This is a genomic window from Myxococcales bacterium (assembly GCA_016703425.1).
Classification (GTDB): Bacteria; Myxococcota_A; Polyangia; order Polyangiales; family Polyangiaceae; genus JADJCA01.
In genome coordinates this window covers 210,404-232,505 of sequence record JADJCA010000011.1, presented here as the reverse complement: position 1 = coordinate 232,505, position 22,102 = coordinate 210,404, and the positions used below count along the sequence as shown (strand labels likewise).

Below are 22,102 nucleotides of genomic sequence, written 5' to 3'. Positions count from 1 at the left end.
TCAACGGTGGCGCGTGCCGCCGCCGCCGGAGAGCGGCGTCGAGCGTAAGCTGGAGCCGCCGCCGCTGCCCGTAGTCGCGCGTCCGAAGCCCACCGGGCCCCGCACGGCGCGGCGACAGCCGTGGCTTGATGAGGCGCGCGAAACACTGAAGCGGCTCGAGGTCGTTACCCGGTTGCCGGGATGGGACGATGAGGGGGCTGAAGCTTTTCCAGCGTCACGCTGGGAATCGGCGCGCTCGTTCGTCGCGATGGTCGTGTTGTTCGATGTCCCCCGGCCGATGATCTCGCCGTGCGGAGATGGGTACATCCACTTCGAATGGCGCGATGGCGAGCGGACCGTACTTGCGGAGCTTGGGGATGCGAAACATGTCGTGTCCGCGTCGAGCCCGTCGGAGCGCACCGAAGAGACGTTCTCGTCGCTTGGCGATCTTCTGTTGCGTACAACCCGGCTGCTCGACCAGCGACGCGGCAAGTGATTCGTCCGCCGGCGTCCGACCTTGTGCCGGTCGGTGACGAAGAAGCTGTGTTGCGCCTGATTCACCCCACCCATATCGAGGGACGAGTGGTGAAAACCGCGTCGCTTCCGACGAAGGAATTCGAGGGTACCCCGACCCCGAGCAACTACGGGCCATCGGTGTATGTCGCGTCTCGCCTCCCGAACGACCTGGCGTCGCTGGAGGCCGCGAAGCCGGCGTGGAAGGGGTACGGAGTGGCCCGCTTCGCTGCCTCTGCCCTTCGGAAGATCGGCGTCGATGTCCGATATTCGTCACACGACTGCCAAATCGCGGAACTCAAGCCGGCGCACGCGTCCCTCTTGGACATCTCGTCACGCGAGATGCGCGACAAGGTCGTCGGTGTCTTTCAGGCCAACCTCGAACGCGGTGCGCAATAGCCGCTTCGGCGAGACCTATTCGCATCACGAACGCGGCCCCGCAACCCCGCGACCTTCCACGGAACGCATCGATGTGAAAAAGCATCGCCAGAAATAGCGTTTCCATTGTCGAAAGCGCGTGCTAGGCATGGATAGCCACATGCCCGCCGCCCAACCCGACCGACACCGCACGAAGGGGATCTTCCTCCGTCTCAGCCTCGACGAGCGGGGCGAGCTCGAGCGCATCTCGGAGACGAGGCGGCTCTCGATGACGGACGCCGTCCGGCAACTCATTCGCGAGGAAGCGGAGCGTGCGGGGCTGACCAAGAAGAAGTCGAAGAAATAAGTCGACCCCGCGGCGCGGAGGCGCTTGCTGCATCCGCGGCCGCTACTTCGCCCGCATCGTCGTGGCGCCTGGTGTGCGCCGCAACGAAGCGCTCCCGTGGTGCGTCGACGCGGAGACCGCCGACCAGCGAGCGAAGGCCATTCAGGCCCTCGTGAACCGCCTCCGCGTGGCCGGCGCGGTCGACTTCGTCGAGAAGCTTGCGGAGAGCGCCGCTCTCGCCGACGAGGCGAAGATGGCCGAGCTTGGTCGTGCCGTCGAAGGCATCGTCGCCGGCGTCATCGTCAAAAAAGCCGAACCCCCGAAGGCTGGCCCGCTCACCTTCCGCAAGTTCGCCGAAGACTGGACGAGTGGCGAGCTGGCGCGCCGCTACCCCGACCATGTGAGCCGCAAGCGAACGAGCGACGACGACGAGGGGCGCCTCGAGAAGCACGTCTATCCGGTCGTCGGCGAGGTGCCGCTCGACGCGTTCACCATCGACCACGCGGCGGAGGTTCTTCGCCGCCTTCCTGGCGAGCTGTCGGCGTCCTCGAGGCGGCACGTTGCGCAGCTCATGATTCGCGTCCTCGGGATCGCGGTGTACCCGTGCCGCTTACTAAAGAGCTCGCCGCTCCCTCGCGGCTTTCTCCCCAAGTCGCCACGCGCGAAGGCGTTGCCGTACCTCTATCCGGCCGAAGACGCGAAGCTCCTCGCGTCGTCGAGCGTGCCGCTCGCGCACCGCGTCTTCTACGGGTTCCTCGCGCGAGAGGGGATGCGGAGCGACGAGGCACAACGCCTCACCTGGGCCGACGTCGACCTCGAGCGCGGCGTGATTCGCCTCGACACGAACAAGACCGACGACGCTCGCGCGTGGAAGATGAGCCCGGGCGTCGTCGACGCTCTCAGCGCGTGGCGCGACATGCGAGCCTCGAGCGACCTCGTCTTCGAGGGCCTCGTCGACCGCACCCACTTGGCCGACAAGCTCCGCGAGCATCTCCGAGCCGCGGGCGTCGACCGTCCCGAGCTCTTCGAGGACTCGGACGCGCGCCAGCCAATCCGCATTCACGATCTTCGCGCGACGTTCATCACCCTCGCGCTGGCCAACGGGCGTTCCGAAACATGGGTCGCCGACCGCACGGGCCATCGCTCCTCGCAAATGATCAATCGCTACCGCCGCGCCGCGCGCACCGCACTCGAGACCGAGCTCGGCGACCTCGCTCCCCTCGACGCAGCAATTCCTGAGTTTGCAGCCGTCAAAGCGGCTGCATTCGCGGCTGCAAGCGCTGGAGAGGGCGGCATGTCGGAGCCCTCATCTCTCGAGAAGTGCACGGGAAGGGACTTGAACCCCCACGCCTTGCGGCGGCGGAACCTAAATCCGCTGCGTCTGCCAATTTCGCCACCCGTGCGGTGACTTCGTGGGGCAACTTTGGGGCCGACCCACTCGGACCTTCGGAAGTCTGTTCAGATAGCCTGGCGATGGCAAGCGCCTTCGGAGTGGTACCCCGAAGTTTCCGCTCGGCTCTCGGCGGCGAGACCTACCGGGCGCGCACCTTGAAAAAGCGCACCAGGAAGCTCCCCGGGCCAGCGCCGTTGACCGGGAACTCGGTGTAAGTCCCCAAGACCCACCCATCGACGGTCGGTTTACGCGCGCCTCCGACGGCGTAGACCCAACGCTCTGGACCCACGGCGTTGGCGAGGCCGAGGTCGCTCCACGTGCTGCCTGCATCGCGACTGATCAGGGCTCCGACGCGGTCGCCACCCTTGGGCGCATGGGAGACGGCGACGAGCGGTGCTGTCGCCCGATCGCTCCCCGAGAAGAATCCGTCCAAGCCCAGAAGCGAGACCGCTCGTCCGGCCCACGGCTCGAGAGCCACGCGCTTGTCCTCGACGCGCGCGCCGGGGCCCCAATCCCACCGCACGTACTCCATGCGGCTTTTGCTCAGACTCGGGTTCGCGTCGGCGGACCGGTACATGAAGTGAAGCTTGCCCGCGGCGTAGCGGATGTTGGCCAACCAGTTGAGGCTCGACGCCGTGGGCTCGTCGACGCGAGTGACCACCGTTGCTTGCGGTCCGGTGCCGGTGCCGTCGGCGGCCACGGGCAGGCTCACGGCCTCCCCGGCGGCGTTCCTCCAGGTGACTCCGTCGGCGGAATGGAGGAACCGGATGTCGTAGTAGCAAACGCCGCCAAAGCCCCCGCAGCCGTCGTTTTGATTCGAGGTCCACGCCGCGATGAGCGAGCCGTTCGCCAGTTCGACAAGCATGTACTGAGGGCCCGCGACGGAGCCAGGGCCCACGATCGCGAGGCCGCCCTGCGGCCAACCCGCGTCGAGCGTCCCATCGGTTCGGAGGCGCCACAGGCGACCGCCGTAGCCGTTCATGTACCAAAGCGCGTCGCGGGCTGCGTCGTAGATCACCGCGTACTTTCCGGTCCCCAATCCGCCGCTCAACGTCGTCGACAGCGCCGGGCCAGCGAAGTCATTTTGGGGACCGTACTTTCGGAAGAAGCCCGCACCGGTCATCCAGTCGACGTAGACGAGGTAGAGGTTTCCCTTCGCGTCGACGTCGAACACCGGTGGCTTGGTGCTCACGGGGATCGTCGCTCGATCGACGATGTCCCAACTTTGGCCGCCGTTTCTGCTTCGGGCGAGCTTCCACACGCCCGGCGCCGAGCCGTCGGGGCGCTCGGCGGAGCTTTCGAGCCACGTCGTGAACCAGCCATAAGGGGTCTCGACCACGCGCTGGTTGATGCTCTGGAACGTCGCGTAGCCGGTGTCGGCCCTCGCGATCGTCGAGACCTGGATCGCGCTCGTTGGTTCGAGACCTCGCTGCTGCACGCCGAAGCGGGCGACAGCCCCTCCGCGAAGCTTGGCCCGGAGGCCCAGCTGGCCCGCACCGTTCAGGGTCGCGTCGCGGGCAAAAGCTTCTGCCGCACCGGCCATGGAGAGCGTGAGCTTGTCGGCGCGGAGGTCGAAGGTGAAGACTCCCAAGCCGCGCGAGAAGCTGTTGGCCGACAACTCCTCGCAAGCGGTGGCGGTGCACCGCTCGATGGATGCGCGGTAGCCCGCAGCCGCCTTCGCCAAGCGCGCAGCGTAGTGCGCACCGCTCGCTTGACGCCGCGCAACGAGGGCCAGCGAATCGCCCACCTGCGCGTCGCTCAGGTCGACCCAAGTCGAGATCCGCGCGTCGGTAAAGTGTTGCGCGTCGAGGAGCGCTTCAGCGCTCTCATTCGACGCGCCACCTGACGCATCACCCGACGCGCCCGTGATCCCGCGCAAGGCGCTCCGCTGCCACGCTCCGCTCGTCTGCCAAGAGGGACCGAGAGCGCCGGACGCCGCGTAGGTGTCGAGGAAGTTCTCGCGGAAGTACGACTCGCTCGGGTCTTCGCACCGGCTGCTCAATACGTACGTGTACGTCCGCCCATTGGTCCGCGGATCGGTGCCGTCGCTGGACGAGAAATACAGCGCGTTGTTCCAGTGAGAGAAACGTCCCTGACCACGCTCGCGAATCTCTGCGTGCGCGCTGTGCGCGGGCCCTAGCTCGACGCCATCCTCGAAGAGGCGCATCGACGAAGCCGCCGGGCTGCCGGGCAAGTCACCGGGTGCACCAAAGGCGTCCTCCAAGAGAAGGGCGTGACCTTCCGCGGAGGCCGCCGCCGAGACCTTGACCAAGTGACTCGCCTTCACGGAGTAGCGTCGCCCGTTGGTCCGCGGATCGGTGTTGTCCGACGCGGAGAAGATCAGGCTGTCGTACCAGTGCGAGAAGCGCCCGGCGCCGAGCGTGCGGATCTCGTCGTGGACGCGATGGCCCAACCCAAGGGGTCTGCCATCTTCGAAGACCATGAGCCGCGAGCGCCCCGGCTTGTTCGCCGTGTCGCCCGGTTCGCTGAACGCCTTCGAGAGCCGCCAAGCGACCCCGCCATCGGAGACCGCCTCCGACAGATCGAGGGCGTCGCAGGTCTCGAGCTGCGCTTCGGGAAAGCCGTCGTCGCAATCGGGGGACGCGAGGTACGAGTAGACCCGGCCGTTGGTGCGCACGTCCGAGCCATCGGAACTAGAGAAGTAGAGCCTCCCGTTCCAATGCGAGAAGCGTCCGCCCCCGAGCGTGCGGATCGCGTCGTGGGTGCTGTGCGCAGGCCCAAGCGGCACCCCATCTTCAAAGAGAACGACTTGCGACAGCGTCGGCCGGCTCGCCGTGTCGCTCGGAGCCGCGAGCAACGGAAGGGCGAAGGCGCGACCTTCATCGACGTTGGCGTTCACGGTGGGGAGCACGTGAGCCGCTGCCGTCGTGTACGCGCGGCCGTTGCTGCGCGGGTCGGTGCCGTCGGAGGACGAGAAGTAGAGCGTCTCGCCCCAGTGTGAGAATCGGCCGCGCCCAACCTGACGTATGGCCTCGTGCGAACTGTGGGCCGGTCCTAGCGGACGGCCGTCTTCGTAGATGCGCGTGGTAGACCGCGTGGGCGCGGAGGCCCCATCGCTCGGGCCCTCCGGTCCCTGCCTCGTCACGAAGGCCTGGCCGACCTCGGGGCTCATCCCGCCCGGGGATAGCGGCGTGCAGACCTCGGGTGCTCGGCGGGTCGGCTCGAGGCAGGTGTCGGATCGCACGAAGGAGTACGCTCGGCCGTTGGTGCGCGGATCGCTGCCGTCACGACTCGAGAAGTAGAGCGCGTTGCCCCAGTGAGAGAAGCGACCGGCGCCGAGCTCGCGGATGTCTTGGTGGAGGCTGTGGGCGGGGCCGAGCTCGACGCCGTCTTCGAAGAGGCGCAACGACGATTGCGTCGGGCCTTGCACGCTGTCCCCTGGGAGACCGAAGGCCGCCGTCAGAATGTAGTTCTTGCCCTCGTCGTGCGCGGCGGTGGTGACGTCCATCGGGTGAGACACCATCGCGGCGTAGACGCGGCCATTCAGGCGCGGATCGCTGTTGTCCGAGGACGACCAGCGGAGCGTGGTTCCCCAGTGAGAGAATCGACCGCCGCCCAACACGCGGATGTCGGCGTGGATGCTGTGAGGCGGGCCGATCTCGACGCCGTCTTCGAAGAGCCGAAGCGTCGACTGCAACGGCTGCCTCTCGCGATCGCCGCCGGAGCCCAACGCGCCTGCCAAGCCGCCTGCGAGGAGGTACGCGGCGCCCTCGTCGGGCACGGCGCTCGTGGCGTCGAGCACCTCGCAGGTCTCCACGAAGACCGACGAAGGCTGGTCCGCCGTGGCGCCGCGAGCAAAATCGCGGCGCGCGTCCACTTCGGGCGTGGCGCTGCATGACGCGAGTCCCAGAAAGAGCCCAACCAAAGACGTACTCGCGCTGAGCCAACCGATGCGTTTGGGCATGCCCGCGGCGTGCAATCGGTGGACCTACGGGCGGCGGCCGGAGCCGTCGCGCGTCGGGTCACGGGCCGTGAGACGAGACCGCAGGAACAGCGCCCGGGCGCCAACGCGCGCCGATCTGCCGAGGCCAGTTGCGCGGCAGCCCGCGTGACGGCCGTGTGGCCTGCTTGCGACACCTGAGGCGTCGAGGCCATCCCTTGGCGTCGGACGCCGCCGGCGTCGTGAAGGCACCGATTCAGGCTCGCGTCGGCGCCCCTATACTCCGTCGATGTCGCGCTTCGCTCTGCCGCTCTTCGCCTTCTTGGGCCTCGCGCAGTGCCGCGCGCCGGTTTCCACGGCGTCGCACGAACCGGTCGTTCAAGCGCCGGCGGCGCCCTCGTCTCTGCCGCCCACGCCGGACGCGGGCCTCGCGGTATCAGGCGCCGATGGGCGCGAGGCGACGCGAACCGACGGCGGCAGCGTCGTTGCCGACTTCGGACAAGACCCGACCATCTCGCTCGCGGTCCCGAAGTTTGCTCACGCCTTTGTCCACGTGCCGCTTGGGCGCACGACGCCAGCGCCGATCGTCGTGGCGGCCCACGGCAACTACGATCGACCCGAGTGGCAATGCGGTGAGTGGGGCCACCTCTTTGGAACGCGCGCCTTCGTGCTTTGCCCGCGCGGCGTTGCGCGCAGCGATTCTCCGTCGAAAGACGACGTGCGCTTCACCTACGACAACGCGTCGCGCTTCTCCGCCGAAGTCGACGCCGCGGTCCTAGCGCTCCGCGAGCGTTTCGGTGCCCTCGTCGACCCGGGCCCAATGGCCTACGTGGGCTTCTCGCTGGGCGCGCTCTTCGGCGTCACCTACGCGCTTCGCGAAAGCTCGCCCGTCGCTCGCATGGTGCTGATCGAAGGAGGCCACAGTTCGTGGAGCGCCGACCTCGCCAAGCGCTTCGCTCGCAAGGGCGGCAAGCGCGTCCTCTTCGCCTGCGGCCAGAGCGCGTGCACGGGCGACGCGAAGCGCGCTGGCGCCCTGCTGGCCGCCGCCAACGTTGCCGTCTTCGTCGCACCGTCGACGGGCGAGGGGCACACCTACGGCGGTCTTGTCGCCGCCCAGGTCGCGCAGCGCCTCGATTGGCTCCTCGAAGGCGATGCGCGTTTTGCGAAGTAGGTGCGCTCTGCACGCGTTCGCGCGTTCTGCAGGTCGCCCGTGTGAAGTCAGCGGCAGCGCTGGATCAAGCGCCAGTGAACTGAGCGGCCGCCCGCACCCGATCCATCGCGTCCGGCGGCGCATCCTCCGGCCAGGGCGATGAGGAGCGTTCGAGGCGCGTCAGCCACCGCGCGTCGAGCGGCTCGGCGAGGTCGGCCACGTCAACGGCGGCCATCGTCGTCCCCTCCTTGAGGCCCGTGCCCGGGCCCACGCCGACGGCGAAGCCGGCCAAGAGGAGCGCGGAGCGCACCTTCGTCGACGCGCTGAACGTGTGCACGGTGGCGCCGCTCCGGCACACGCGCCGCAGGGCCACGAACGTCGCCACGGTCCACAACGCCGGGTTCGTCTTCGGCGAATAGGGATCCCAAAAGACGATGTCCGCCATGTTTGGAGCCAACGCCGAAAGGGCGCCGGGCAGAGGGTCGCGCACGAAGTTCCACACCGTTCGACTCGTCTCGACGTGCCCCGACTCGAGGAGCGACCGCGCCGCCTCGCCCGCCGCGCCATCGAGCCCGAAAGACGGCGCATTCTCAGGCCGAAGCGCCATCGCGAGCGCGGCGTCGCTCCAGTCGAAGCTCACGAGCCGAAGGCGCCTCAGCGTCGACTCCCGTGCCTCGGAGACGCGCCACGCCGTCAGCGCGTTGGAGGCTGCGCCGAGCCCGACGTCGAGCAGCACCAAGTCGCGCTCCTCGGCATCGCGAAGTCGAGCCGCGAGTCGCGACGGAGCTCCATAGAGCGCCTCGGCTTCACCCGGCACCGGGTGCATGATCTCGCCGCTCGCCTGATCGCGCACAGCGAGGATGCCGCCGCGCGTCGTGACGATCTCGCAGGGGCCGCTGACCTTCACTCGGCCTCGCTGGCGCTGGCGCCGCTGCTGGTGCCGGCGACCGAGACGCGTTCGCCCATCCGCTTGCCGGAGTGCTCGTGGCGGTCGATGGCCTCGAGCTTCGCCTTTGCGAATGCAGCGAAGGTTCCCGCTTCGATGGCCCGCCGCGATTCGCGCATGAGCGAGTGGTAGTGAAACAGGTTGTGTCGAGCGAGGAGGCGCGGACCAAGCGGCTCGGAGCACTTGAAGAGGTGGTGCAGGTACGAGCGGCTAAAGTTCTTGCACGTCGGGCAGTCGCACGCCGCATCGAGCGCCACATCGGCGCCGCCGTTGGTCGCGCGCGTGAGCCGCACGCGGCCCGTGGACGTGAAGCCCGTTCCTTGCCAGGCCAGGTGCGTCGGAATGATGCAGTCGAACATGTCGACACCGGCGAGCATGGCCTGGAGCAAGTCGGGCGGCGTCCCGACGCCCATGAGGTAGCGCGGTCGGTCCTTCGGCAAGAGCTCCGCCGCGAGCGCCGTGACGTCTTCGCGCTCGGAGCGTTGATCGCCGACGGCGAGACCGCCGATGGCGAAACCGTCGAAGGGGTGTTCCGTCAAGAACGCGGCCGACTCGCGGCGTAGCTCGGGCACGACGCCGCCTTGCACGATGGCGAAGAGCGCTTGCTCCATGTTCGTGCGCGCCGCGAGGCTGCGGAGCGCCCATCGGTGCGTGCGCTCCATGGCGGCTCGCGTGGTCGCCTCGTCGCTCATGGAGTTGATGCAGACGTCGAGCACCATCATGATGTCCGAGCCGAGCGCCGTCTGCATCTCGATGGACTTCTCTGGCGAGAGCGTGTGCATGCGCTCGTCGACGTAGCTCTTGAAGCGAGCGCCCCGCTCGCTGAGCGTGCGGTCGCGCGCGAGCGAGAAGATTTGGTAGCCGCCCGAGTCGGTGAGCACGGGGCCCGACCAACCCATGAACTTGTGGATGCCTCCGACGCGACGGAAGAGCTCGGGGCCGGGTCGCAGCATGAGGTGGTACGTGTTGCCCAGCACGACCTCCGTGCCGACGCTCGCGAGATCGTCGGGGTCGAGACCGGTCACCGTGGCGCGCGTTCCCACATCCATGAAGACGGGCGTCTCGACGCGCCCGTGCGGTGTGGTGAAGGAGCCGCGGCGGGCGCGCGAACCGGGATCGACAGCGCTCACGGAGAACGACAAAGCCATGGGCGCGCGAGTCTACGCGAGTCCAGGACCTTGCGTGGGGCCGAGGGGGCACGCCCTCGCGCCGTGTGTCTCTTCAGCGGGACACATTTCGCTCGCAACATCGACGAGCCATGGCACTGGACGGTGCTACTGCGAGGGGCATGAATCGACGCGCCGTTGGGCACCTCTTGGCGGCGAGCCTCCTCGGCGTCGTCTTCGCGTGCGGCTCCTCCGACCCCGACAGGAGCTCGGCCCGCGACGCTGGTTCGGTGCAAGGCGAGACCGACGCGAGCTTCGTCACCACGAGCGCCGACGGTGGCGCGCGCGTGTGCTCGGCCGATGGCCTCGATCAGGAAGGATGCAACTGCCCCGCCGCCGGGCAAACGCGCGCTTGTTACACGGCGGCGCCGGAGACGCGCGGCAAAGGCGTTTGCAAGGATGGCACGCAGACGTGCCAGCGGCAGGGCGAGTTTCTCTCGTGGAGCCCCTGCGAGGGGGCCAACGGGCCCGGCAAAGAAGCGTGCGCCTCCAAGGTGGACATCAACTGCAACGGCTCGGTGGGCTGCGAGGATCCGTCGTGCGCGACCGACGCCATCTGCGACACGCCTTGCACCGACGGCGCCACGCGCCCCTGTTACGAAGGCAAGCCTGGCACCGGCAACGTGGGCGCATGCAAAGATGGCCAGCAGTCCTGCATCGGCGGCCACTGGACGAAGAGCTGCACGGGGCAAGTGCTTCCCGGCGCCGAAGCGGGGCACTGCGCCGACGGCGTCGACAACGACTGCAACGGCGCGGCCGACTGCAAAGACGTCGCGTGCCTCTTCGACTTTCATTGCTTGCTCGGGTGCACCGCGGGCGCGACGCAGCCCTGCTACGAGGGCCCCGTGGGCACGGAAGGTGTGGCGACGTGTCACGGCGGAACGCGCACGTGCAAACCCGACGGCAGCGGCTTCGGCGGCTGCGTGGGGCAAGTCTTGCCGAGCGGCGAGGCCGGTCACTGCGCCGACGGCGTCGACAACGACTGCAACGGACTCGTCGACTGCCTCGATCCTGCGTGCGCCACGCAGCCGGCGTGTTGCGTGAACAACCCGGCGCCGGCCGACGCGACGATCTGGGCCAACTCGCCCAAGACGCTCTACCGCATCGACCCGAACACGCTTGCCGTGACGACGGTCGGCAGCTTCGGCATCGCCGACTCCATCACCGACTTGGCGCTGACGCCGTCGGGGGTGCTGTACGCCGTCTCGTTCACGAAGATCTACACGGTGGACAAGGCGACGGCGGCAGCCACGCCGATCATCACGCTGTCGGGCACCGGCAACGACGGTATGACGTTCTTGCCCAACGGCAAGCTCATCGCCGGCGACTCGGCCGGTGACGTGAAGCTCATCGATCCTGCCACAGGCGCCTTCAGCACCATCGGCAACTACGGCAACGGTCTCAAGACCGCGGGCGATCTCGTCGCCGTGAAGAACGGCACCATGTACGCGACGTCGGCGGCAGCGGCCGGCGGCGCCGACGCCACGAGCAACAACGTCCTCATTCAAGTGAACGCGCAGACTGGCGCCGCGACTGCCGTCGGGCCAACGGGCCACGCGAACGTTTGGGGCGTGGCCTACGCCAACGGGCACGTCATCGGCTTCACCACGGCGGGCAAGATCCTCCGCATCGACGTGGCCACCGGCGCCGCGACGGTTGTCGCCACCAAGAACATCGAGTTCTGGGGTGCGACGCAGTCGCCGCTCGTCGACGGCAACCTCTGCCCCTGACGCTCGCGAGGCTCCCACGGCGCGCGCCTTTTGAGAATTAACAGCGCGCGGCGCTGCATCGACGTGGGAGAAAGCCCGCCGATGAATGTTGGGAAAGTGCAACTTTCTAGTGAAAGCGCGGGTTTTTCCGGGTCGCGCTTCGCGAGGACCTTGCCCACCTCGCTCGTAAGCCGTCACGATGCCTGGACGAGGAGAGTGCATCCATGTTGTCGCTAATCATCGGTCTCTTGAGCGGCGTGATCTGCGCAGCGCCTTTCATCATCAGCAAGGTCCCCTCCATGAAGGACCACCTTGCGAAGGTGACGCCCTACACCGGCTGGGTCGGCGTCTGCGTTCTCTTCTGGGGCATTCGCGAAATCTTGGGCGCCGTGCTCGGCATCGCGCTCATGAAGACGAACTTCCTGACCTGGCTCTTCTGGCTCCTCGCGGGAACGTTCGACCTTGGCGCTGGTTTGCTGCTTGGCTCGGGTCTTGTCCTCAAGTGGACGCTCGGGAAGGATCCGGCGAAGCAGGCGATGGTGTCGGAGAAGATCGGCAAGCTTGCGCCGTACCAGCTCATCATCGGCTTCGGTCAGATCATCATGAGCGTGCTCTACTTCGTTCTCTGAGTCGCCGTCGCGCGGGGCCCTTCAGGCGCGCGATGCGCGCGCCTTCGCTCTAGAGCGAAGAAGGGCTTCGTCGTGGTCTTAGCGGAGCGAAATCATCGCGACTGTGCCGACACCCTTCGAGCTGTCGAGGGCTAGGCTGCCGCCCGAAGAACGAATCATCGCCCGCGCAATCGAGAGCCCGAGGCCCGCGTGGCCTGGCCCGCGTGTCGTGTAGAACGGCGTGAAGGCTTGCTCGCGCGCTTCGGGGCTCATTCCGGCCCCGTTGTCGTTGATCTCGATGTAGGCGCCGCCGGTGATCGACGGGAAGATCGAGACCAACACGTGCCCTGCGGCGCGTTCGTTGGCAGCGGCAATCGCGTTTTCGAGTACCTGAAGGACGCCGAGCGAAAGCTCGGACCAATCGCCCTCCGCCAGCGCCGGCTGGCCCCGGAAATACGAGCGCACGATCCGCGTCGACCGCTTGCTCATGGTGGTGGCTACGTCCAGCGCCGTCTCGACGAGGGAGGTCACGTCGAAGGTGCGCCGCTCGCGCTTGAACCCGAGGAGCGCGTCCCGTAACCACGCCGCGTGTCGCACCCGCACCGCGTCGCCGAGCGCCGCCGCGTCCACGGCGTCGAGGAGCGCCATCGTGGGCTGTTCAGTCGTCGCCTTGGGAACGCTGTGGAGTGGCGTGAGCTGCATGCGAACCTCGCTTCCGCACCGGTCTCGCAACACGCGTGCCGGCGGCGAGGCGCTCCGAAGCGATGGAAAACGCGGCGGGGCGTCTGCGGCCGTTCCGCGGCTCACCCAGATTTGAAAGGTCGCTACCGCGTTCGTGAAAGACGCCATGGATGGCGATGTCGTTTCCGCGGCGCCGTCTCGCGGGTCACATCGCACGGCTCGTGCTCGCGTTTACCTCCGCTCGCGTCGCCGGTTCGGCTATGACGCGCTGAAAGGAGCGCTCGTGGGCAGCAAAGGCAGACCGTACCGAACCGTCGTCGTAGAAGGCTTCGAGATCCTGGTGGGCAAGGGGAGCGAGGAGAACGACGACCTCACGTTCAACGTGGCCGATCCGCATGACGTGTGGCTCCACGTGAGCGGCGGCTCCCCGGGAAGCCACGTGGTCATTCGAAACCCAAGCAAGGCCGAAGTGCCGCGGCCCGTACTGGAGGCCGCCGCCGCGTTCGCGGCTTGGTACTCGAAGGCGCGCGGCGCTAGCAAAGTCGTCGTGAACTACTGCCTCGCGGGGCGCGTCACCAAGCCGCGGGGGGCGCCGGCGGGCATGGTCGAGATCGAGGACTACAAGGACATCAAGGTGGCGCCCCGCGCGCCGGAGGGCGGCGCCTGATCCCGAACGGCCGACCGAGCCCGAACTCAGCCTCCAGCGGCGCGTCGCCCGTCGCCGCTCTTCAGCGCGGCCTTCACGCTCGATGACGCCCCCACCGGCAAGCTCCCGAGCAAGCGCTCGACAACCTCGACCACGCTCTCTCCACCGAGGATCGCCAACGGTGCGGCGTGGCGCGTCAGCTCCTCGGCGAGCTTCTGGTGCCCCAGCGTCTTGAGCGTCGTGATGAGCTCCGGTGCGAGGGCGCTCATCTGCTCGCGGAAGCCGTCGACCTGGGTCTTCATGCGCCGCTCCTCGACGACGGCCGTTCGGGTCGCGGCTGCCGCTTCGGCTTCCGTGCGAATCGTCAGCGCCTCCGCCTCCGCGGTCGCCGAGCCAAGGCGCTTCAAGCGACCCACGGCCGTCTCGCTCTCGGCCTTCGCCAAGAGCAGCGCGCGCTCGGCGCCTTCGTGTTCGCGGGCCGCGTCGAGCGTCGCGCGTTTGGCCGCCAAGACGCCGCGGTTGACCTCTTCGGCGATGCGCTCGTTCTCGAGTCGTTGCGTGTCTCGCTGGCGCGCGAGCTCCGACACGATGGTGCTCCGCTGGGCGCTCTCGAGGAGGTCTTTGACCTCTGCGTCGAGGATGTGAACCTCGAGGAGCTCGACGTCGTAGACCCACATGCCGTTTTCGTCGAAGAGGCGCCCAGGGCGCGGTTCGCTCGCTGTCTTTTCGCCCAAGACGGCGCCTCGCAAGAGCTCCGTGCTTTGCCCATGGAAGCGTTCGAGCGTTGAGCATCGCGCGGCGGCGCGCATCAGCGACCCCACGTGGTCGCAAAGCAGACCGACATAGTCGACGACGTGAAACCAGCGCTCCGGCGACGGCCCTTCGGTCGTGAACGAGACGCGATACGAGACAGCGGCTTCGATCTCCACGTGGTCCTTCGTGCGGAGCCGCACCAAGTCGGAGACCTTGTTGCCGTCGACCTGGAGAAAGCACGTGCGAAGCGTGGCTTTCAGCGATTTGGGACGGCCCGTCGACAGCTCGAGCACCTCGAGGTTTTCGTCGTAGGCGAGGACACGCGTGGCGGGCCCGCGGACGACCTCGCGCCGCTCCGCCGACACCACGAGGATCGCAAAGCCCGAGGGCACGTAGACCGTGATAGCCCGCGCCCCGTCGCGCTCGCCCACGCGGTAGAGGCGCGCGAGCTCGTCGTCGAGCGCGCGGAACACCACCTCGCTCTTCGTCGGATCGGGCAGGTAGCTCGCGGGCCCTATGACGGTGCGCACTTGGCCTGTCTCGAGATCGCGCACGTGAAGGCCTTCGCCCTCCGCCAACGGGATCGCCGTCACCTGCGCGAGCACCTCGAGCTCGTCGGTCGGGAAGAAGAAGCCTTCCCCGCCTTCGAGGAAGAGCTCCTCACCGGCGGCGTAGGCTCGCGAAGGCAAGGGCCCTCGGCTCGCGCTGGCGTCGAAGGCCTTGAGCACGCGCAAGTGAAGGCCCGTGCCCCGCCGGAGGCGATGCGCCTTGCGTACGTAGCTTGCGCTGGAGGCCGAGGGCACGACCTCGAGGCCCGTCTTCGGGACGTAGAAGCTCGTGTCGGTGCCGCGCACGATGAGCTCGGTGCCGATGGCCCTCGCCTCTCCCTCCACGGGCTCGACGACGCGGACGACGAGGTATTCGTCTTCCTTGAGCGCGTGACCTGCAACGACCGCCGCGCGCTGGCCCGGCCACAGCGGGAACGTCGCCGGGCCCGGCACGACCACGCGCCGACCGGTGAGCAGCTCGACGGCGCTCGTGGGACCCTTGGTGGCGCGCGCTGTCGGATCGCGAGGCGGATTTTCGAGGATGACGTATTCGGACGCCGACGCTCGGATGAAGGGGTACACGCCGCCGCCGTCGTCGCCACGCACGGGGACGAAGCGTCCGTCGCGGTAGTCGACGATGCGTTCGGTGTTCGAGAGGCTGATCTTGGTGGGGCCCACGTAGAGGACGATGTCGCCCTTCGTTAGATCTTGGACGTAAGCGTACTCGTTGGAGGCCACGAGGATGTCGCGTTCACGGATTTCTCGTTCACTCATGGGATGGGAGTACGCACCGGGCGTGCCGCGGCGAAGCTCGCGAGATCACGTCGCGTGCGGCGCGTGCTGCGCCAGATTCGAGCGGGCCTCGCGTCGTTGCGGAGCGCGCGCGCAGTCTGGCTGACGACCGACCTTCGACCTTCGACCTTCGACCACGACCACGACCACGACGTCGCCGTCGACGGCGAGTGACCGTCGACCCATGGTCGGGGCCTTGGATCGCGCGCGTCCACGCGAAGGAGTGCGGAGGTGGGTTCAGCGTTGTCCAGCGCCGACCGGACGTTTTGCGAAATGACGCCCGTTTCTTAACATCGGGCCTGGCCGTGGTGGGCTTGTTTCGATGGATCGGCGCGCCACGACCTTGCGCCATTTGCGCAGGTTGAACGGCACGGCCGGTGCAATCGCTTCTCAATCGGAGAAGCCAACATGAGAATGCGCCCCCTTCGTACCCTCCTTCCGCTCGCGTTGGCCGCCGCGTCCATCGCCTGCTCCGCCCCCGCCTCCGAAGAGCCGGCCGACGCCGACGAGGGCGCGCTGCTCAACATGAGCGACGACGAAGTCGTCGAGTCGATCGTGGGTGAGGTGTCCCGCGGGCCGAGCCTGGGCGCGAACTTCGACGCGAAGCCCGCCGATGAGAAGCAGAAGGCAGCGTGGGATCGGCTCTCGTCGCCCGGTGAGTTGCGCTGCGGTCTCGGCGGCTCCATCTCAGGCGAGGCGCTCGTCGCTGCGCTCAGGCGTTGCCCCGCCGGTGATGGGGGGCTTCGCATCGCCGACCCTGCTTGGTAGCCTCGGCCGCGCCGACTACCAAGTGATGATGAGCATCCTGTCGCACTCGAAGTTGCTCTCGCCGGCCTTCGATCACACAGGTGGCGATGAGCTTCCGGTGGGCCGCAAGAAGCTCTTTCACCCGTTCGGTTCGACGGCGAAGATCGAGCTTCGCATCGACCCCGGCACGCCTTACACGGGGGTCCTATCGGCCCCGGCGCCAGGTTTCTCCGAGTCGCGCGTGCGAGGCCTCGCGCGCGTCTCGTCGGGCGGTGCGGAAGCGATGATCGGATTTGTGCCGGGCATGGGCATCAAGCTGTTCACCGATCAAGGAGCGTCCGTTGACCTGCACGTGATGAACGGGATGCGCCCGCAAGAGTCCCGTGACGGAGCGCCGAGCTACAACGTCTTCGAGCGCCCCTTCTCCAACGAGTTTCTCACCGACGGCACGGGCATCAGCGGCGCGGCGATCCGCGCTGGCGTCGAGCTCTTGGGCTTCGTGCAGCCGAGCCCGCGGTTCTTGCCGCTCGACCACCTCGGCTATCGCATGGTCGCCAGCGGCACTTCGTCGCTCTCCATGAACACGCCGAAACACCTGACCTTCGAGCCCAACCCGGAGCTCAAGAGCCGCGCGGCGAGCATCCTCGCTGCCGATCCCAAGACCGACTACCGCATCGTGCTCGCGGAGCTCACGAAGGACGCGTCGGAAGCAGCGCCCGTGGTGCTGCACACCGTTCGCGTCGCGTCGCTGCACGAAGCGGGAGGCGCCGTCATCGGCCGCCTCGTGGCCACGTCGGCGTTCTTGCCGTCGAAATGGGGCGACCGACAGCTCTACTTCAGGCACAACCGCGGCTGCGCCTCGAAGTCCTTGGCTCAGCCGGCGGGAGCGTGCCCGGCGCGACCGATGTGACGCTCCTCACCGAGGCGGGTCAGTGTCCGTGGTGGAGCGCGCCCATGGGGGTGTGCTCCCACGTGCGCGTGCCGGCGGTGACGACCGCGCCGAGGCCGACGGCGAGCGCGAGCCCGAAGGAGATCCGTCGACGAAGGCGTCGCGTGAAGAGCGGGCGCGGCAAGAGCTCAGTCACGCCGAAGACGAAGGCCCACACGAAGCACAACACGAGCGGAAGGCCGGCGCCGTGCGTGCGAACCGAAGAGACGAACTCACCGCGGACGCCGTGGACCACGCTCGTCAGGAGTCCGCAGCTTGGGCACTCGGGGGCCTTCGACGCGGGGCACGCGTCGACGAGGCCGAGCTGCTCGATGGTGCCGTAGCCGCGTGCGTCAGGCTCAAGCATCGCCGTGCCCGCGAGCGTCGCCCCCGAAGCCAGCACCAACGCGCCGCCGCGCATCGAACGAAACCCGCGCTCTTCCTCAACGCCCATCGCGCGCGGAGTATACCGCGGCGGCGAGAAACGGCGCGCTTTTGCCGGCGCGCTCTCGCGCGGACCGCGCTAGGCCAATGACAACACGCGCTCTTTGGGGATCTTGTCGCCACGCACGAAGGACCGGCGAAGGCTCGAAAGGACGCCCAGCTTCGGCGCGAGCCCGCTCATCGCGAAGGCTTGTTCGATGAGCGCGCGCTCCTTGCGCGTGACGCGTCCGTCGAGAATGGCGGCAACGCAAAGCATGCGAAGGCATAGCTTGCGCTCCTCGTCGTCGAGGTCGCGGAGCGCGCTCAAGAAGCGCGCTGGATCGCCTAGATCGAGGTGGTCACTCTCGACGATGGCCACGAGATCGAGGCGTTTCGCGACGTGCGCCAGGAGGGCGACCAGGTTCGGATGCAAGTCCTCGGTGCGCACCATCGACGAGGCGACGGCCCGAAAGAGCGTCTGCCGGCATGGTTCGGTGAGCGCGGCCGCGTCATCGAGCACGATGCCGGTGAGCTCGGCGGCGGCCGACGGACCCATGGTGCGAATCCGCGCTTCTCGCAAGACGAGCCACGCCACGATGGCGTTCCAAGCGGCCGTTACGGGCACGGCGGCGAAGGGCACGAGGGCGTCGAGCCATCCGCGCAGCGCCGTGCGGCCCAGGGCGCGGCGCACGAGGGCCTTCACGAGAAAGCTCGTGACGCTGATCTTGAGCTTGTAGACGAGCGAGGCGAGCACGAGCTGGAGCCGCGACGCGTGGCGGTGGGGGTTTACGCCGAAGACGTGGCCGGCGGGGTTCGGCAGCTCGAGAGCCGCGCGCGCCAGCCCCGCGGCGACGGCGGCGCGCTCGTCGTCCGTGGGGCCCGCTTCGCTCGAGACCTCGCCGAAGAGGTCGAGGCCCGCGACGACGGCCATGCGATGCACGGCGCGAAGGCCGTCCCAGTAGAGGTAAGCAATCTCGATGATCGATGCGAGCGTCGTGGCGCCGAGGACGATGAGCCAGAAGCGGAGCGTCATCGACCAGGGCGTGGGCGCGCCACCGGAAGAGGCGATGAGCGGGTTCGCGAGAACCTCGGCGGTCGCCGAGACGAGCGTCGAGAGGGTGCCCGCCACGCCGGCGCGGACGATGGCGCCTCGTGCCACCGCCGCCAGGGCTTTGCGCTCCTCCGGGTTCAGGTAGTTGACGCCGTCGACGTCGACGACTTTGACGTCGCGCGAGAGGTTGCGAAAGTAGCGAACGCCCCAACGTTCAAGGATCGGCGGCGACGCCGCGGCGCTTTCCTTCGCTACCACAGGCTCACCGTTCGGCACGGCTCCAGAAAAACGTCTCCAGGAACACGGCGCCAGGATGACACGGCCGGCGGCCGCTCGTCTTGCCCCTCCGTTGCGCCCCTGCAGCGCTTCGTCGCGATGGAACGTTCCGCATCGGCGCGCGCGCGATATCCTCGGGCCATGTTGACCGAAGACGCGGCCCAAAAAGCGCTCCGCATGACCCTCGACGCGACCGACTTCCCGGAGCTCGGCGCCAAATACGAAGGGAAGGTGCGCGACAACTACTCCTCTGCCGAGGGCAAGCGCTTCATCGTCGTGACCGATCGCATTAGCGCCTTCGATCACGTGCTCGGGACCATCCCCTTCAAAGGCCAGATCCTGAACCGCCTCGCCGCCTTTTGGTTCGAGAAGACCAAGGGCGCGGTGCCCAACCATCTCTTGACGGTGCCGGACCCGAACGTCCTCGAGTGCATCGAGTGCGAGCCGCTCTTGGTCGAGATGGTCGTTCGGTCGTATCTGACGGGCACCACCTCGACGAGCATTTGGACGCACTACGAGCGCGGCGAGCGCGTCTTCTGCGGTCACCGTCTGCCCGATGGCATGAAGAAGAACCAGAAGCTCGCCGAACCGATCCTCACGCCCGCGACGAAGGCGCCGAAGGGACAGCACGACGTGAGCGGATCGCGTGACGACATGCTCAAGACCGGTAACGTGACACCTTCGGACTTCGACGCCGCGGCGGAGCTCGCCTTCACGCTGTTCGCGGAGGGGCAGAAACACTGCGCCGCGCAGGGGCTCATCCTCGTCGACACCAAATACGAGTTCGGGCGCACGAAAGATGGACGCATCGTCGTCATCGACGAGATCCACACGCCCGACTCGTCACGGTTCTGGCTCGCCGGGAGCTACGACGAGCGCTTCGCCGCCGGGCAAGATCCCGAGCCGCTCGACAAGGACTTCGTGCGTCGTCACTACACCTTGCTCGGGTACATGGGCGATGGCGTACCGCCGCCCTTGCCCGACGACGTGCGCGTTGGCGCGGCGCTCCGTTACGCCGAGGCCTTCGAGCGCATCACGGGGACGGCCTTCGTGCCCGACGTTGAAGCCCCCATCGCTCGCATTCGTCGGAACCTCAAGCTGCCGGCGCCGAGCGCTCGGCCTTCCGCTTGAAGCAAGGCGTAACGAGGTCAAGCCTCGGCGCGCCGGCGGTCCTCATCGCGGTCGCGCTCAGCCTCGCGTCGTGCCGAGCCCAAAAGACAGCGCCGCGGCCGGTCGTCGACGCCGGTCCGGTCGTGCCGCCGCCGCTCGCGGCGCTCGTGATGGGCGGCGAGCACGCCATCGTCGGCGTGGCGTGGGCCGGCTCATCGCGTCTCTATGCTTACAGCCAGGAGGACCTCTGGCGCCTCGAGCTCCCAAGCGGAAAGACGACGCTCGTCGCGCTGCCGCCGGGCGACCGTCTCGTCGCGCTCGCGGCGGCCAAAGGCGCGGACGTTGCCGTCGTCTACGCGAACACGGGTGACGTTCACGTCGTCGAGGGCGGTCGCCGCAAGCGCTCATGGGTTGCCACGAAAGGGGCGCAGTCGTTCGAACTCGCGCTCAGCGCCGACGGCTCCATCGCTGCGACCTCCGGCAGTGGCGACGCGGGCGACGCGACGAGCCTCGTGGACGTCGCAACGGGCGCTCCGCTTCGAACGCTACCGGGCAAGGGGGCGCGCTTCGATGGCAAGGCTCGATTCGTCGCAACCGACAGCGGTGTCTTTCGCGTGAGCGATGGGCGACGCGTGCCCGGCTGGTCCCACGAGCACGCGGGCGGCGTCTGGGTGGGCGACGTGTTGGTCGGCGTTCGTCACGAGATGGTTCGGGTCCTCGATCCGGTCGCGGAGGTCACAGAGGAGGTCCCCACGTCGTGCAAGTCGGGAGGCATCACCGTGCGCGAGACGCTCGACACCATCGGCCGGCGCGTCGTTGTGGATTGTGGGACGTCGGTGACGGTCGTGACGCTTGCCGCTCCTCCGGCGCGTCGCTCGTTCCCGCTGCCGGAGCCCTTCGTGCACCGCGATCGCGTGCACACGGGGCCCGGCGAGCCGCCCGAGGGGTTCGAACCGCTGATGCCGCTCCTTGTTCGTGGTGACGACACCGTCGTCGTTCGGCGGAGCGCGGGAAGGGTCGCGTACGTTGCCCTCGATCCCGCCACGCACGCGGTCCGTGGCTTGACCGCGTTGGAGCGACCAGTCCTAAGGAGCGGCGTGAGCGCGCAACACTCCGGTGACGATCGGCCGTGTGTCATCGGACCGAAGACGAGCGACGTGTCGGCCCTGTGCAGTGCGGTCCCGTCGCCCGATGACCGCTACGCCGCGGCCTTCGGCGTCGACGGGGGCCTGTCGGTACTCGACCTCGCGAGCGGCGAGACGCGCGCAAACTTGGGTGTTCCGCAAACGCGAGACACGCAGCCTCTCGCGTTGGGCGTTCAGCGCGGCGTCTTCGAGGTTCGCGACTACGTCAACAGAGACGCGCCGCCGCGGCGCCTGACGCGTGACGACGCGGGCGCGGCTCGCTCGCCCTTTCCGCGCCGGGCGCCGTGCTCGCCCCGCTTCACGGAGCATCGAGCGCTCGACGAGCACGACCTCTACTTCAGCTCCGAGGGCGCCTGCCTTTGTACGCAAGCGAAGTGTGCCCGCCTTCCGCCGCCCGCGGACTACGGACTTGTCGTCGACGGTGCCGGCGCGCGCGTGCTCGAGATGGCGTCGCGCTCCGGCACGACGACGGTCCGCTTGGTGAGCCCCGACGGCGCGCGCGCGCCGTCGCGTGAGCTGCCGGACGCTTGCTACAGCGCGGCCATGGCCCACGAGCTCGTCGCGGTCCTCTGTCGGCCCTTCCGCACGAAAGGCGCGACCTACCTGGAGCTCCTCTCGGCGAAGACGCTCGAGCCGGTGCGGCGCGTGGATGCGCCGGAGCGCGTGGCCAACGTCATCGGCGGCGGCCGCCGCGCCGTCGCCCTCGACGATTCGTTGGGCGCGCGTTCGGCGACCCTCTTCGACGTGCTCACGGGCAAGCGCTCGGCGCGTCTGTACGCGTGGTCCTTCGGTGCGGTGGCGCGCTTCGAAGACGGAGCGCTAGAGATCTTCGGCGACGCCGAACAGGCGGTCGTGTGCCTCCGCGGTGGCGAAGTCGTCGCGGGCGAGAAGTGTGGCGAGCGCGCCGTCGGGCGGTTCTCGCTCGACTAACTCA

The 22,102-nt window shown here is 68.2% G+C and carries 17 protein-coding genes, 1 tRNA gene and 2 pseudogenes; 12 read left to right on the top strand and 8 right to left on the bottom strand.

Annotated features, from left to right (window positions below):
* The first annotated feature begins 13 nt into the window (after window positions 1-13).
* From IPG50_21710 to IPG50_21695, 4 genes and pseudogenes are all read left to right on the top strand, one after another.
* On the top strand, window positions 14-475 hold the full coding sequence (locus tag IPG50_21710) for a hypothetical protein (GenBank protein ID MBK6694799.1): 462 nt from the start codon (window positions 14-16) through the stop codon (window positions 473-475).
* 89 nt (window positions 476-564) lie between these two features.
* Window positions 565-891, top strand: a complete 327-nt coding sequence (locus IPG50_21705; protein ID MBK6694798.1) for a hypothetical protein — start codon at window positions 565-567, stop codon at window positions 889-891.
* Between the two features lie 139 nt (window positions 892-1,030).
* Window positions 1,031-1,216 (top strand): hypothetical protein, encoded by a 186-nt coding sequence (locus IPG50_21700; GenBank protein ID MBK6694797.1) that lies wholly within the window; start codon window positions 1,031-1,033, stop codon window positions 1,214-1,216.
* A gap of 232 nt (window positions 1,217-1,448) precedes the next feature.
* Window positions 1,449-2,375 (top strand): annotated as a pseudogene (locus tag IPG50_21695) (tyrosine-type recombinase/integrase).
* A gap of 141 nt (window positions 2,376-2,516) precedes the next feature.
* Here the strand turns inward: IPG50_21695 and IPG50_21690 are convergent.
* Both IPG50_21690 and IPG50_21685 read right to left on the bottom strand, forming a co-directional pair.
* Window positions 2,517-2,598: transfer RNA gene (locus IPG50_21690), tRNA-Leu, on the bottom strand.
* A 129-nt stretch (window positions 2,599-2,727) separates the two neighbouring features.
* Window positions 2,728-6,513 (bottom strand): hypothetical protein, encoded by a 3,786-nt coding sequence (locus tag IPG50_21685; GenBank protein MBK6694796.1) that lies wholly within the window; start codon window positions 6,511-6,513, stop codon window positions 2,728-2,730.
* A 265-nt stretch (window positions 6,514-6,778) separates the two neighbouring features.
* Between IPG50_21685 and IPG50_21680 the strand changes: the two genes are divergently transcribed.
* A complete protein-coding gene (locus IPG50_21680; protein ID MBK6694795.1) occupies window positions 6,779-7,660 on the top strand; it encodes an alpha/beta fold hydrolase in 882 nt (293 codons plus the stop codon).
* Between the two features lie 64 nt (window positions 7,661-7,724).
* Here the strand turns inward: IPG50_21680 and tgt are convergent.
* Window positions 7,725-9,733: pseudogene (tgt, locus tag IPG50_21675) on the bottom strand (tRNA guanosine(34) transglycosylase Tgt).
* 140 nt (window positions 9,734-9,873) lie between these two features.
* Between tgt and IPG50_21670 the strand changes: the two are divergent.
* Together IPG50_21670 and IPG50_21665 are read left to right on the top strand one after the other, a co-directional pair.
* The gene (locus IPG50_21670; protein ID MBK6694794.1) at window positions 9,874-11,481 is read left to right on the top strand and encodes a hypothetical protein; all 1,608 of its coding nucleotides are present in this window, start codon (window positions 9,874-9,876) and stop codon (window positions 11,479-11,481) included.
* A 203-nt stretch (window positions 11,482-11,684) separates the two neighbouring features.
* Window positions 11,685-12,089 (top strand): hypothetical protein, encoded by a 405-nt coding sequence (locus IPG50_21665; protein ID MBK6694793.1) that lies wholly within the window; start codon window positions 11,685-11,687, stop codon window positions 12,087-12,089.
* Between the two features lie 78 nt (window positions 12,090-12,167).
* Here the strand turns inward: IPG50_21665 and IPG50_21660 are convergent, their stop codons facing one another.
* Window positions 12,168-12,770 carry a hypothetical protein gene (locus IPG50_21660; GenBank protein MBK6694792.1) on the bottom strand — a complete coding sequence of 201 codons (603 nt, stop codon included), beginning with the start codon at window positions 12,768-12,770 and terminating at the stop codon, window positions 12,168-12,170.
* 262 nt (window positions 12,771-13,032) lie between these two features.
* Between IPG50_21660 and IPG50_21655 the strand changes: the two genes are divergently transcribed.
* On the top strand, window positions 13,033-13,416 hold the full coding sequence (locus IPG50_21655) for a DUF814 domain-containing protein (GenBank protein MBK6694791.1): 384 nt from the start codon (window positions 13,033-13,035) through the stop codon (window positions 13,414-13,416).
* 26 nt (window positions 13,417-13,442) lie between these two features.
* Here IPG50_21655 and IPG50_21650 read toward each other — a convergent pair whose 3' ends face one another.
* Both IPG50_21650 and IPG50_21645 read right to left on the bottom strand, forming a co-directional pair.
* Window positions 13,443-15,470 carry a hypothetical protein gene (locus IPG50_21650; protein ID MBK6694790.1) on the bottom strand — a complete coding sequence of 676 codons (2,028 nt, stop codon included), beginning with the start codon at window positions 15,468-15,470 and terminating at the stop codon, window positions 13,443-13,445.
* A gap of 45 nt (window positions 15,471-15,515) precedes the next feature.
* Complete coding sequence (locus IPG50_21645; GenBank protein ID MBK6694789.1) at window positions 15,516-15,674, bottom strand: hypothetical protein; 159 nt, start codon at window positions 15,672-15,674, stop codon at window positions 15,516-15,518.
* Between the two features lie 222 nt (window positions 15,675-15,896).
* On the opposite strand from IPG50_21645, the gene IPG50_21640 reads away from it, so the two are divergent.
* Complete coding sequence (locus IPG50_21640) at window positions 15,897-16,256, top strand: hypothetical protein (GenBank protein ID MBK6694788.1); 360 nt, start codon at window positions 15,897-15,899, stop codon at window positions 16,254-16,256.
* Window positions 16,219-17,145 (top strand): hypothetical protein, encoded by a 927-nt coding sequence (locus tag IPG50_21635; GenBank protein MBK6694787.1) that lies wholly within the window; start codon window positions 16,219-16,221, stop codon window positions 17,143-17,145. The genes IPG50_21640 and IPG50_21635 overlap by 38 nt, the downstream gene beginning before the upstream one ends.
* Window positions 17,146-17,164: 19 nt before the next feature.
* Here IPG50_21635 and IPG50_21630 read toward each other — a convergent pair whose 3' ends face one another.
* Window positions 17,165-17,617: a DUF2752 domain-containing protein gene (locus IPG50_21630; GenBank protein MBK6694786.1), complete on the bottom strand. Its 453-nt coding sequence runs from the start codon at window positions 17,615-17,617 to the stop codon at window positions 17,165-17,167.
* Between the two features lie 69 nt (window positions 17,618-17,686).
* Window positions 17,687-18,895, bottom strand: coding sequence for a hypothetical protein (locus IPG50_21625; GenBank protein ID MBK6694785.1), 1,209 nt, complete (start codon window positions 18,893-18,895; stop codon window positions 17,687-17,689).
* 159 nt (window positions 18,896-19,054) lie between these two features.
* Here IPG50_21625 and IPG50_21620 point away from each other — a divergent pair, with 159 nt between their 5' ends.
* Window positions 19,055-20,044 (top strand): phosphoribosylaminoimidazolesuccinocarboxamide synthase, encoded by a 990-nt coding sequence (locus tag IPG50_21620; protein ID MBK6694784.1) that lies wholly within the window; start codon window positions 19,055-19,057, stop codon window positions 20,042-20,044.
* Window positions 20,041-22,098, top strand: coding sequence for a hypothetical protein (locus IPG50_21615; protein ID MBK6694783.1), 2,058 nt, complete (start codon window positions 20,041-20,043; stop codon window positions 22,096-22,098). Before IPG50_21620 ends, IPG50_21615 begins: the two co-directional genes overlap by 4 nt.
* The last annotated feature ends 4 nt before the right edge of the window (window positions 22,099-22,102 follow it).

What these genes read in the sequence shown, in the direction of transcription:
- IPG50_21700 (MBK6694797.1), top strand. Translation starts at nt 1,031, where the DNA reads ATGCCCGCCGCCCAACCCGACCGACACCGCACGAAGGGGATCTTCCTC.
- IPG50_21685 (MBK6694796.1), bottom strand. Translation starts at nt 6,513, where the DNA reads ATGCCCAAACGCATCGGTTGGCTCAGCGCGAGTACGTCTTTGGTTGGG.
- IPG50_21680 (MBK6694795.1), top strand. Translation starts at nt 6,779, where the DNA reads ATGTCGCGCTTCGCTCTGCCGCTCTTCGCCTTCTTGGGCCTCGCGCAG.
- IPG50_21670 (MBK6694794.1), top strand. Translation starts at nt 9,874, where the DNA reads ATGAATCGACGCGCCGTTGGGCACCTCTTGGCGGCGAGCCTCCTCGGC.
- IPG50_21665 (MBK6694793.1), top strand. Translation starts at nt 11,685, where the DNA reads ATGTTGTCGCTAATCATCGGTCTCTTGAGCGGCGTGATCTGCGCAGCG.
- IPG50_21660 (MBK6694792.1), bottom strand. Translation starts at nt 12,770, where the DNA reads ATGCAGCTCACGCCACTCCACAGCGTTCCCAAGGCGACGACTGAACAG.
- IPG50_21650 (MBK6694790.1), bottom strand. Translation starts at nt 15,470, where the DNA reads ATGAGTGAACGAGAAATCCGTGAACGCGACATCCTCGTGGCCTCCAAC.
- IPG50_21645 (MBK6694789.1), bottom strand. Translation starts at nt 15,674, where the DNA reads ATGGGTCGACGGTCACTCGCCGTCGACGGCGACGTCGTGGTCGTGGTC.
- IPG50_21640 (MBK6694788.1), top strand. Translation starts at nt 15,897, where the DNA reads ATGAGAATGCGCCCCCTTCGTACCCTCCTTCCGCTCGCGTTGGCCGCC.
- IPG50_21630 (MBK6694786.1), bottom strand. Translation starts at nt 17,617, where the DNA reads ATGGGCGTTGAGGAAGAGCGCGGGTTTCGTTCGATGCGCGGCGGCGCG.
- IPG50_21620 (MBK6694784.1), top strand. Translation starts at nt 19,055, where the DNA reads ATGTTGACCGAAGACGCGGCCCAAAAAGCGCTCCGCATGACCCTCGAC.